Origin of the sequence: Prevotellamassilia timonensis, from assembly GCF_021531665.1 — a bacterium.
Classification (GTDB): Bacteria; Bacteroidota; Bacteroidia; order Bacteroidales; family Bacteroidaceae; genus Alloprevotella.
The window spans coordinates 22,766-33,500 of the sequence record NZ_JADYUH010000027.1 but is presented as its reverse complement, the minus strand read 5'-3'; the positions used below and the strand labels follow the sequence as shown (position 1 = coordinate 33,500).

Genomic DNA, 10,735 nt, shown 5'->3' with positions numbered 1-10,735 from the left:
GAGTGTACTGAAGTACATGACCAAGCCCGAATCCGATAGCAACGAAGCAGATTGGCTATTATGACACACCGTCTCAAACATTTTCCACACCCAAAGCGTTATTTCGGTTTTAACACTTCTTGCTTTTGGCAGCGAAATGTATTATATTTGTATAGAGATATGGGAGGAGCCTCGGCTCCTCCCTTTTTTCGTCACTTTCCCTTTAAAATCGGGGGTTTTAGGAGCGCATCCGGTTAAAATTTGCCTTCCTCTAATTTAAATTTGCCTTCTTCTAATTTAAATTAGGGGAAGGCAAAGAAAAACTATGCGCCGAGTAGGCAAAATTGGCAGGCAGAAAGTGTTCTGATAAGTTAAAAATGTTAATGTCGAATCGCCGAAAAATGACTCAAAATTGTTGGATTTTTCGGTGGAAGCCTACCCCAACCCCTCCCTGAAGGGAAGGGCTTTTCAAAAGCCTACCCCAACCCCTCCCTAAAGGGAAGGGCTTTTCAAACTTCGACATGAGGTTATACATGAGGGTTTATATAACACCCCCGTGGAAGTGCTTTGGACGCCGTTGTGTAGGGTTTGTGTTCCGCCTCGTGTATAGTTTCGCGTACGCTCGCTGTGTAGGGTTTGAAACGCCTCAATGTATGGTTCAATGTATAGTTTGTGTATAGTTTGCGTCTCAAACTATACATTTCGTAACGTTCGGAAAATCAGCGGAATGCAAGGTCTGTGTAGGGTTTTGTGTATAGTTTGTATAGTTTTTTTGTTTCCCCTTTTATTTATGTATAGTAGTCGTTTGCGCACGAACGCAGCATGGGTTGCAAGAGCGGGCAAACAGAAGAAAGTTGCATTCGCCCCACCGCGCGGATGCAACTTTCTGTTTCGGGTCGTTGGCGTTTTGCCTTCGCCCCGGTTTTCGGCTTTTGAACTTGATGCTTCTGTATTTCGCTTCTCGGTGCGTCCTTTTGTCAGTTTCGTCAGTCACACAGTTTGCCATGCTCCTTCCTTAAGGGGTGTTCTATAAATTACGGGATAAGGAACGTTCAAAAGAAAGTGCTTACGTTTTGGTTGCTTTTCGTTTCTTAGCGCGCCCTTTTGTAAGTTTCGTCAGTCACATAGCCCGCTATGCTCCTTCCTCAACTGACAAAAGTTCATCTCTAAGAAATCAAAAATCAACTCAACCTAATTTTTAGAACACCCCTTCACTGACAAAGGTTCATCTCTAAGAACTCAATAATCAACGCAACCTATATTTTAGAGCACCCCTACAATTTGAAGTTCACGCCCGCCATGAAGAGGAAGCCGGGCTGGAGAACGTTTGCGAGGTCATAGTAGCGATGCGAGGTCAGGTTCGTCATGTCCACAAACAGGCTGTAGTGCGGCTGCTTCCAGATCACTTTGCAGTCGAGCAGAGCGTGGAAGCCGTAGGGTCGCAGTTCGCCCGTGGACTGTCCGCCTTGATAGACAATGAAACTTCCCTCTCGGTCTCTTCCTCGCAGAGTCCAATCCGCCGAGACGTTTTTGACGATTCGGTGGGAGAGTCGCACGACAAAATTGTGCCGGAGCGGTTCCATGGCATAGTTTGACTTGTAGAACGCTTCGCCGCTTCTGCGATGGCGGTTCAGCCAGGCATATCCCACGGAGAAGGAGGTGAAGGGTTGTTTCGTGCCCCACCATTCGTCGAGGTCGAGGTCGAGGTCGAGTCGCGCACCGAAGTCGTCGGTGGAGAACGCCGTGGCGTGGTAGATGTCATCGGCAGTGCGCATAATCCAGTCAATCAGATTTTGGCAGCGGCGATAGTGCACCTGTGCGTCCAGTTTGACGATTCCGTTTTTCAGCCCGTATCCCAAACGCAGGTCTGTGCTCTCCTCGGGTCGCAGATTGACGTTGCCCTCCTGCGTGGGACTTTTGTAGTACCATTCCGTGAAGGACGGTAGGCGGAGCGAGCGGTTGACGGAGAGATAGAGTCGGGAGCCGTGGTTCAGGCGGAGGGAGAGGTCGGTGCCGGGGTAGAAGCGGAATCCTCCCGCCACGGCACTGTTCTTCTGTGCCACCACGCCTGCGCTGAGGCTGAGACGTCCGATGCGCGCGTTGTGTTCGATGAAGTAGGAGATGTTCGTGCGCTCGTCCTCCATGGTGTAGTGTTTTCCCGGTGCTCCGGCGACGCCGACCCATTGATCTTCCTGCATTGGTTTTCCAAGGTTCGAACTGAAAATGTGGTCTTGTCGGAGTTCTGCCCCGAAGGCTGTGCGTCCCCACGCCCAATCCGTCCAGGCGTTGAGGGAGAGGTCATAGACGTCACTGCTGTGATAGTTTTCGCCGAGGTTGGAGTGGTGAATCAGTTGAAAATGGTCCACGTTCCGAAGCCAGGAAACGCGCGGCTGAAAGCGTAGGCGTCCTTTTTTTGTTTCGGCTTGTGCGGCGACGAGGAAGCGTCGCAGCGTTTCCCATTGGTCCGGATAGGCAGCAGAGTAGAAAGTGTTGGCTCCGAAGTCCGAGGCAGTGACGCCGCTGAAGAGACTGAAGTCAAAGTCTTCTGCGGTGCGTGCGATGCGTGCAAAAGCCTTTCCGCTTTGGAAGGAACCGTTTTTCACTGCGCCGTCGGAGCGTTGCCAACTTCCGCTTCCGGAAACGCTCCATCCATTGGGAAGCGTCCAGGCGGTGCGGGCTGCGGTGCGGAGCGTGCCATAGGAGCCTCCTTCGACAGAGGCTTCCAAGGGCGAGGAGACGGTGTCGCGTCGCGTGATGATGTGGATGGAGCCGCTGAAGGCTTGACTTCCAGCCACGCGGGAGTCGGCGCCGTCGATGATTTCGATGCGCTCCACGTCGGAAAGATTGATGGGGAAGTCGGCAGCGTTGTGCCCGGTCTGGGGATTGACAATGGGAACGCCGTCAATGAAAAGAGAAATCTGGTCGTGCGTTCCTCCGTCGATGGAAATGTCCGTTTGAATACCAAACCCTGCGCGTTGACGGACATCGACACAAGGATTGAGTTTGAGAACGTCGTTGAGACTTTTGACTCCCGCGGCGGAGAGTTCTTCGCGTCCGAGTGTGACAACCTGTCGGGCTGCCATGCCGGAGCGCAGCGGGGCACGTGAGGCTGAGACTGTCGCCTCGGCAAGAGAAAGAGTGTCTGTCGGCAGGTTCTTGCTGAGCGAATCGCTTCCTTCCACCGTCTTCAGCGTGGCGCCGGAAAGGCGGGGCGAGGCGGTGAGCAGCGTGGCAACGGTGAGGACGCCGATGCGCACCTCACGATGCAAGCATGCAAACAGACTCCAGTTCTTGCGCGAGAACCGACGGAAGGTCAGCGGACGTGCGGAGACTGAAAAATGTGACATGAAAAATAAATGAGTGAGAGATTGATGAAAAAAAGAAGAGTGAAACACTGCTTCGCGGTGGGGCGGAAGATACTTCCGGCAGTGTTTCACTCTTTTGGGGTTCGGGCTTAGTTTTTCTCCGCTTCCTGACGGATGAGCACCGGCGTGGTGATTCCGTTGGAAGTGACGTTGACGACGCCGCGGCGGAGTTCGCCGGTGGTGTTTTTGGAAATTGCCAGCGTCACGCGAGCGGCTTTTCCACTTTCAAAATCAGAGGTGGCGGAGGGCACAATCCACTCCACTTCAGAGGAGAGCGTGGCTCCTTCGGCGTAGGGTGTGAATTCAATGTAGGGCACTGAGTCATCAATGTCAATTCCGGAGGCGGGGATGTCGGCGACGCAGTGATAGCCTTCGATGGGATATTTTCTGATTTCCGGGTTGGAGATGTTCAGATGCGGCAGGTGGAAGAAGAGACGCTGCGCAAAGCCTCCGCTCATGGCGGACTGGCAGGAGATGGTGCACTTCAGCGTGTCGGTGGTCTCGTTCGGCTGCATTTTGATGAAGACGGTGTCGCGTCGCATGTAGCCGGCGGGGACGGTCACCTGCACCTTGTCCATGTCCTGGCGGTTATAGTTGAGGGTAACCCAGGTTAGGTCACGGGTCAGTTCCCAACTGTCGGTGGCAATCACGACGAAGCCGGCTTTCACTTCATCGGCGAAAGCGAAGTTTCTTCCGTTTGCGAAGCCTGTTTGCAGTGAGTGAAACTCTTCTTGTTCCGTGCCGCAGGAAGTGAAAAGCGCGAGACAGCCTAAGACGGTCAGGAAGATGGGGAGGATGGTCTGTTTGAGTTTTTTCATAATGGATTTAATGTTTTGAAGATTAGGGGGTGCTTTGCACCGTGATGATTTTCAAGTTTCAGCCGGGGAGTCTTCGGCGCATTTAGTACCATTCCACGTTTGTGGAGAAGGAACTGCGTTTCTCCCACTTCAGAGCGTCGGCGAGTTCCGAGGCGCGGGCACGGAAGGTGAAATTGAAGGAACTGTAGGGTTTCAAAACGATTTGTGCCGACATTTCGAAGCAGTGAAGGTCGCGTGCCACCGAAAGCGTCGTCATGGAGAGTTCATGATAGTCAAAATCGTAGCCCGAAGCGAAGGAGATGTTCCAACCATCCGCGATTTGGAGGTAGCCCGATGCGTTGAGCGTTTGAGAGAAGGAGTAGGGATAGCGCATGGTGCGCACGTTGATTTGACGGCTTCGGTCTTCCGCCATGGTGATGCCGTAGGAGAGCGTCAGCGACCAAGGCATGGAGAAGGCGAGATAGCCGTCAGCGTCCAGTGTGGCTTTTTCCTTTTTCTTTTTTCCGCTCTTTCGAGCCTGAATGAGGTCCGGATCGACGTTTGCATCTTCCAGCGTGGTCTCGGTGTCATTGTCGGTGTCGTCAGACTCGGTGGTGTTTGTTTTCTTCTTTCCCCGGAAGAAGTCGAGGAGTTTTGAGAAGGTCTGGTTGTTCAGCGTGTAGGAGAGGTTCTGCGACATGCCTTGGAATCGTCCGAATCGTCCGTAACTCCATTCCGTGCGCTCCGATGTGACGACTCGTCCCGTTTCGTCGAACTTGTAGGCGTAGGTCGCAAAGACCGCAGCCATGGAGAACGTGTATTTCGGCGTCAGTTTCAGACGGAGTCGCATGTTCAAGTTGCTCCACGGTCGAATTTTTGCCGCGGTGTTGTAGGAAAGCGTGGCGGAGAGTTCGTCGATGAGCGAAATCTTCTTCATGCCCGTGGAATCTCGGTCGCTTTTCACTTTCATCTCCAGGTTGTTGCTGAGCGACATGGAAATCATGCCCTGCCGCGTGCCGGAGGGATAGCCGTAGAGTCCGTTCTGATAGGGCGAGTATTGCACCCAGGTGGAGTTCCCTTCCGCGTCAATCATTTCATATTGCCGCGTGTAGCCGTAGCGCGAGGTGGTGAAGTCCGGTGCGTAGGTGAAACTGACGGAGGGTTTGAGGACGTGTCGGAAAGCCAGGACCTTGCTTCCGAAGAGCGGTTTCCAAGGTTTGTAGAAACCATAGAGCGTCGTGTTCACCGAAACGCCGAGGCTCCAGTCATAGAGGTTGTAGAAACCATAGGTTGTGTCTCTCACCTCGCGCTGTTCGTCTCTGTCCCAAGAGCGGTTGATGCGTTGGGCATACATGATGTCTCGGAAAGTGAAGGTCGGCGAGATGTTGATGTATTTGAACAACTGGAACGTAGCATCGATGGGAATGCGGTGCTGCATGCCGTTGCGCCAGTCTTTGACGAGGTTCGATTTGAAGAGTTGGTCTTCCTTCGTGGTGATGGAGTTGGAGAGCTGACCGGTGTAGGAGAGCGAAATTTTCTCATACCATCTTTCTTTTCCAACCTGTTTTTTGCGTCGGAAGGGATAGAAGCGCGACAGAGAGATGCTCAAATCCGGCAGCGTCACCGCCACGGAGGAGTCTCTCATGTTCTGCGTGAGGTTGGCGGAACTTGAGATGGTGAGACCGATGTTCGGGAAGGTGCGGCTGAAGCTGACGCTACTGGCTCGGGTGCTTTGGGTGTAGGCAAGCGGGTCATACATGCTCGAAAGATTCTTCCGCTCGTAGTTCTCAGACGCAAAGTTCACGCGGGCTGAGAAGGTCGTGTTCGGATTCGCCTTCGGGTCTTTCGTGTGTGTCCACTGCACCTTCAAACTCTTTGTCACGGCATAGTCCGGCATGTTCTTCTCTCCTTCCACGGTGTAGAGATAACTGAAGTAGAGGTTACCACTATATTTATAGCGCCGCTTGTAGTTTGACTCAGCGTTGATGCCCCAGGAGCCTTTCGTGTAGATTTCTCCCAGCAGTTTCAAGTCCATGCGGTCGTTGAGGGCGAAGTAGTAGCCGCCGTCGCGCAGATAGAAACCACGTTGCGTTTCATCGCCGAAAGAAGGCATGATGAAACCCGAAGAATACTTTTTGTTGATGGGGAAGAAGCCGTAGGGGATGGCAAGCGGAAGCGGCACGTCCTCCACGACCAGATATGCGGGACCGAAGATGGTCTCCTTGCCCGGTCGCACCTTGCCACGCGAAAGAGCGATGTAGAAATGCGGGTGCTTGGCGTCGCAGGTGGTATATTTTGCATGCTCCAAATAGAGCGTGCCATCGTCGGCTCGTTTTGAGCGCTGGCTTTGCATGAAGCCGTTGCCTTGGGCGGTGTAGGTGTTTTTGATGAAGCCCTTCTTCGTCTTGAAGTTGAAGGACATGCGCTCGCTGTCATACTGGTCGTTTCCCTGCTTGAAGACCGGATTGCCTTTGAATCCGCTTTCTTCGGTGGAGTCTTTGCGACCGCAGGCGTGAACCATGCTCGAGTCCATGTCCATCACAATCTCCTCCGCGTCAAGTTGCATGTTCTGATAGGTCACCTGCGCTTTGCCGTAGAGGTGGACCAGTCCCGTGGCGGCGTCATAGACCATGGAGTCTTCTGCGACATATTCCACCGGCGAGTCAATGCCCGGCTTCCTCGGCTTCACGGAATCCGTCACCACGGAATCCACGGCGGCAGTGTCATTCCCCACGCTGTCGCTGCGTTCCGGACGGGCTGAGGGGAGAGGCAGCCTCGGGGCAGTGGTGTCCGTTTTTGCCGAGTCGGGAAGAGTTTTGGGGAGGGGGAGCCGTCGGGTGGTGTCGGCGGAGAGAGAAGACGTTTTTTCTGTGCGGGCGGTGTCGGCTGAAGACACAACTTTTCCGTCGGCTCCGCGATGCAGAACGACGGAAAGGTCAAGTCCGGCTGCTGTCAGACAGAGAGCAGCACAGAGCAAGCAGAAAAGCAGTAGTGTCTTTCTCATTGTGAAATCTTCACGCCTTCAGGGATTTCTCTTCTTTAAAGTTATTCTCCTTCAAGGATTGACTCTCCTTCAAAGAACGTTGCCCAGTCCAAAAACTTCTTCACGCCTTCCGCACCAAATTTTTCCAAACTGCGTGCGGTGTCTGCCACGGAACGTTCTCTCTCCGGATGACTCTTGGAAAAGAATTTGTCGGCATAGCAAATCAACTTCTCTTCCAGCGTTTCGGGTTCGTAGGAACCGGCGGGGAGCGGCAGGTTCAGTTCTTGGATGCGCTCAGCGGTGAGTCCCGTGCCGGTGTGGCGTTCGCATACTCTCGCCACTCGCGGCAGTCCTTCCCGTCTCATCAGTTCTGCGCCCAAGAAACCGTGGAGCAGATAGGGTTCCGTGCCGTGACATCCGATGCCGGGAGCGTCGGTGAGGAAGATGCCGATGTCGTGGAGCATGGCGGCTTCTTCCAAGAACTCGCAATCCATGTTCAGTTCCGGTTTCTTCCGGGCAATGGAAAGCGCGCGCTGAGCCACCTGTCGGCTGTGCAGAAGCAACAGGTTCTCCAACTCGGGGTTGTCAGCGTAGTATTTATGGATGAGGGAAAGGAAGTCCATGAAGCGGGGCAGGGGAGGGAAGAACGTGAGACGGAAGCCTTTTTGAAACGTGCTGTTGGGTGGTTCCACGCGCCGTCTTTCGGGGCTGTTTCCGTCTCGGTGTCTCTCCCGGCGGGCGCAAAGTTACAATTTTCCCCGCAATCTTTCATTCCCAGCCGGCGGCTTCGGCGATTCGGAGGGGAATTTCTGTGTTGTCCATCTGTCCGTGGAATTTCTCCGCACCAACTCCGACGGCAAAGACAGGGACGTAGCCGTTGGAGTGTCCGCCGCTCTGCCAACCGATGAGCGCGCACTCGGCAAGGGTGGCGCGGGCGGCGTCGGCAAGAGCGCTGATGCTGGCATAGAGCGTTTTGTGGTCAGTCGAGGAACCCTCTTTCATGGAGCGGAAGGCATTCTCCAGACGTTTCTCTTGTTTTTCGGAAAGTTTCACTTCCTTTCCCAAACCCCAATTTTCGGCAAGGTCCTGCTTCACCGTGTCCCAAGAGAGGGAATCGCCGTGCTGCTTTTGGAGTTCTTTGAGATGGGCAGCATAGGCTTCAACGCTCATGCGCTGGTGTTGCAGAAGGTCAGAGTGGAGTTCGTAGGGACCGCGACCCATGACCAGTCCTCCTGTCTCGTGGTCAGCGGTGACGACGATGAGTGTTTCCTCGGGGTGTTTTTTGAGAAAATCAAAAGCGATGCTCACCGCCTTGTCCATGTCCAGAATCTCGTGGATGGCGGTGGCGGCATCGTTGCTGTGGCATGCCCAGTCAATCTTTCCGCCCTCCACCATGAGGAAGAACCCTTTCTTGCTCTTTTGGGAAAGGAAGTCAATGCCCGCCTGCGTGATTTGACTGAGGGTCAGGGCGTCATCGGTGCGGTCGATGGCATAGGGGAGAGAACTTCTGTCTTTGGCGGATGCTTCTTCCGTTTGCAGGAGCAGGAGTTTCTTTGCTTTTTTCTGCTGCGACTGGAAGTCTTCATAGCCTCTGGCAATGACATATCCCGCTTTTTGACATTGTTCGTAGAGGTTTTCGCCGCCTTCCTTCGTTGTGGGCTGGAGGAAATCCGAGCCGGCATAGAAGTCAAAGCCGGCGCGCACGAGGTCAGTGCCGATGGCATGGTAGGAGGAGCGCGCTGCTTGTTGGGCATAGAAGGCAGCAGGAGTGGCGTGGTCCACGCTGACGCTGGTGCTGACGCCGACGGCGGCGCCGTGGGCAGCAGCCTGTCGGGCAATGCTTTGTAGCGGTGTCTTCCCGTCAGCCTTCATGCCGAGTGCGCCGTTCTTCGTCTTGCTGCCGGTGGAGAGGGCGGTGCCGGCGGCGGCAGAGTCAGTGACGCCGTTGGTGGCAGAGTAGGTGGTGACGAGGGCTGCGTTCGGGAAGGAAGTGAAGCAGAGCGGTTGAATGCCGATGCGACCTTCCAAGGCGGCGAGATAGGTCTGGGCGAGGTTCACCTGATTCACGCCCATGCCGTCGCCGATGAAGTAGAACACATATTTCGCCTGTCCCCCTGCCCAAAGGGCGAGGGAGCACAGGCAAAGAACGAAAATGGAGAAAATGCGTTTCATGTTTTTGTGTGTTGGTGAGTCCGTGTCTTTCATTTTCCCCATTCGGAGGGATTCGAGCGCCAGTCGTGGAGCAGTGCCACGTGCTTCTCTTCAATGTAGCCGGTGGCGAGGGCAGTCTCCACCACGGCTTCGTAGTTGGTCAGTGTGGTGAGTTCCACGCCTGCTTCGGCGAATGCTTTTTCAGCGGTGGGGAAGCCATAGGTATAGGCGGCAACCATGCCGACCACTTCGCAGCCGTGTGCCCGGAGTGCTTCTACGGCTTTGAGGCTGCTGCCGCCGGTGGAGATGAGGTCTTCGATGACCACGACCTTCATGCCAGCCTTCAAGTCTCCTTCAATGAGATTCGTCAGTCCGTGGTCTTTGGGTTTGGAACGAACATAGGCAAAGGGAAGTCCGAGTGCGTCAGCGACCAAAGCACCTTGGGCGATGGCTCCCGTGGCAACACCGGCAACAGCCTCGGCTTCAGGATATTTCTCAGCCACCAGACGGCTCAGTTCGAGTTTGACAAAACTGCGCAGAGCAGGGAAGGCGAGCGTCTTGCGGTTGTCGCAGTAGAAAGGAGACTTCCAACCGCTTGCCCAGGTGAAGGGGGCTTCGGGCTGAAGTTTGATGGCTTTCACGTCAAGAAGTTTCTTTGCAAAGATTTTTTCCAGTGTACTCATGAGTTTTGAAAGGATTTAGAGGTTTTGATGATTCAAACATGAAAAATGTGCCGACGACTGTGTCAAGGCAAAGTGAGCGGCAGACAGCGACAAAGTTACGCTTTTTTTCATTTGTCTTGCGTTCTGTCAGTCGGTTCGTGCTGAAAATATTACTTTTGCACCCGCAAACCGGACAGTTCCAGACGCCGGGGACTTCATTCTGCAATATCAATCAGGTGTGCCGCGCTATATATAATAAGGCGTGCCGTCTTCTATTCTTTTATTTCCATGTCACTCTCAAAATTTGAAAGCGAAGTAAAAACGCTGAACCTCTCTCAGACGGAGGCTTATGCCCGTCTGTCCGATCTCAACAACCTCGCCGTGATTCGTGAACGTCTTTCCGACCCTGCTTTTCGCGACACCGTTTCCGGTCAGGTGCCCGCCGATAAACTTGAAGAACTGCAACACTATGTCGAACAAATGACGTTCGAGACCGACGCACTTCACATCGGCACGCCAATGGGGCAAATCACCCTCCGCATCGTGGAACGTGAAGAACCCAAGTGCATCAAGTTCGCATCCGAGGGCGCACCCATTCAACTCTATCTGTGGATTCAATTGCTGCCCCAAGGTGACGTAAGTTCTAAACTGCGCGTCACGGTTGGCGCGGAGGTGAACTTTTTCATGAAAGGCATGGTTGCCAAACCCTTGCAGCAGGCAGCCGACGGCTTGGCACAAATGTTGAGCAGTCTGCGCTGACCCATCCCGAACGCCTTTAGGGCAAAAAACAAGTTGAGT

The 10,735-nt window shown here is 54.0% G+C and carries 7 protein-coding genes; 1 reads left to right on the top strand and 6 read right to left on the bottom strand.

Features of this window, described 5'->3' with window-relative positions; all coding sequences use genetic code 11:
* Positions 1-1,253 precede the first annotated feature (1,253 nt).
* From I6E40_RS06120 to pyrE, 6 genes are all read right to left on the bottom strand, one after another.
* Positions 1,254-3,326, bottom strand: coding sequence for a TonB-dependent receptor plug domain-containing protein (locus tag I6E40_RS06120; RefSeq protein ID WP_235386103.1), 2,073 nt, complete (start codon positions 3,324-3,326; stop codon positions 1,254-1,256).
* A gap of 107 nt (positions 3,327-3,433) precedes the next feature.
* Positions 3,434-4,162, bottom strand: coding sequence for a BACON domain-containing protein (locus I6E40_RS06115; RefSeq protein ID WP_235386101.1), 729 nt, complete (start codon positions 4,160-4,162; stop codon positions 3,434-3,436).
* An 82-nt stretch (positions 4,163-4,244) separates the two neighbouring features.
* On the bottom strand, positions 4,245-7,145 hold the full coding sequence (locus I6E40_RS06110; protein WP_235386100.1) for a putative LPS assembly protein LptD: 2,901 nt from the start codon (positions 7,143-7,145) through the stop codon (positions 4,245-4,247).
* A 41-nt stretch (positions 7,146-7,186) separates the two neighbouring features.
* Complete coding sequence (locus tag I6E40_RS06105) at positions 7,187-7,747, bottom strand: HD domain-containing protein (RefSeq protein ID WP_235386105.1); 561 nt, start codon at positions 7,745-7,747, stop codon at positions 7,187-7,189.
* A 145-nt stretch (positions 7,748-7,892) separates the two neighbouring features.
* Complete coding sequence (locus I6E40_RS06100) at positions 7,893-9,296, bottom strand: alkaline phosphatase (protein WP_235386098.1); 1,404 nt, start codon at positions 9,294-9,296, stop codon at positions 7,893-7,895.
* A 29-nt stretch (positions 9,297-9,325) separates the two neighbouring features.
* Positions 9,326-9,958: an orotate phosphoribosyltransferase gene (pyrE, locus tag I6E40_RS06095; protein ID WP_235386096.1), complete on the bottom strand. Its 633-nt coding sequence runs from the start codon at positions 9,956-9,958 to the stop codon at positions 9,326-9,328.
* A gap of 267 nt (positions 9,959-10,225) precedes the next feature.
* Here pyrE and I6E40_RS06090 point away from each other — a divergent pair, with 267 nt between their 5' ends.
* Positions 10,226-10,696 carry a hypothetical protein gene (locus tag I6E40_RS06090; RefSeq protein ID WP_235386094.1) on the top strand — a complete coding sequence of 157 codons (471 nt, stop codon included), beginning with the start codon at positions 10,226-10,228 and terminating at the stop codon, positions 10,694-10,696.
* The last annotated feature ends 39 nt before the right edge of the window (positions 10,697-10,735 follow it).

What these genes read in the sequence shown, in the direction of transcription:
- pyrE (WP_235386096.1), bottom strand. Translation starts at nt 9,958, where the DNA reads ATGAGTACACTGGAAAAAATCTTTGCAAAGAAACTTCTTGACGTGAAA.
- I6E40_RS06105 (WP_235386105.1), bottom strand. Translation starts at nt 7,747, where the DNA reads ATGGACTTCCTTTCCCTCATCCATAAATACTACGCTGACAACCCCGAG.
- I6E40_RS06115 (WP_235386101.1), bottom strand. Translation starts at nt 4,162, where the DNA reads ATGAAAAAACTCAAACAGACCATCCTCCCCATCTTCCTGACCGTCTTA.
- I6E40_RS06100 (WP_235386098.1), bottom strand. Translation starts at nt 9,296, where the DNA reads ATGAAACGCATTTTCTCCATTTTCGTTCTTTGCCTGTGCTCCCTCGCC.
- I6E40_RS06120 (WP_235386103.1), bottom strand. Translation starts at nt 3,326, where the DNA reads ATGTCACATTTTTCAGTCTCCGCACGTCCGCTGACCTTCCGTCGGTTC.
- I6E40_RS06090 (WP_235386094.1), top strand. Translation starts at nt 10,226, where the DNA reads ATGTCACTCTCAAAATTTGAAAGCGAAGTAAAAACGCTGAACCTCTCT.
- I6E40_RS06110 (WP_235386100.1), bottom strand. Translation starts at nt 7,145, where the DNA reads ATGAGAAAGACACTACTGCTTTTCTGCTTGCTCTGTGCTGCTCTCTGT.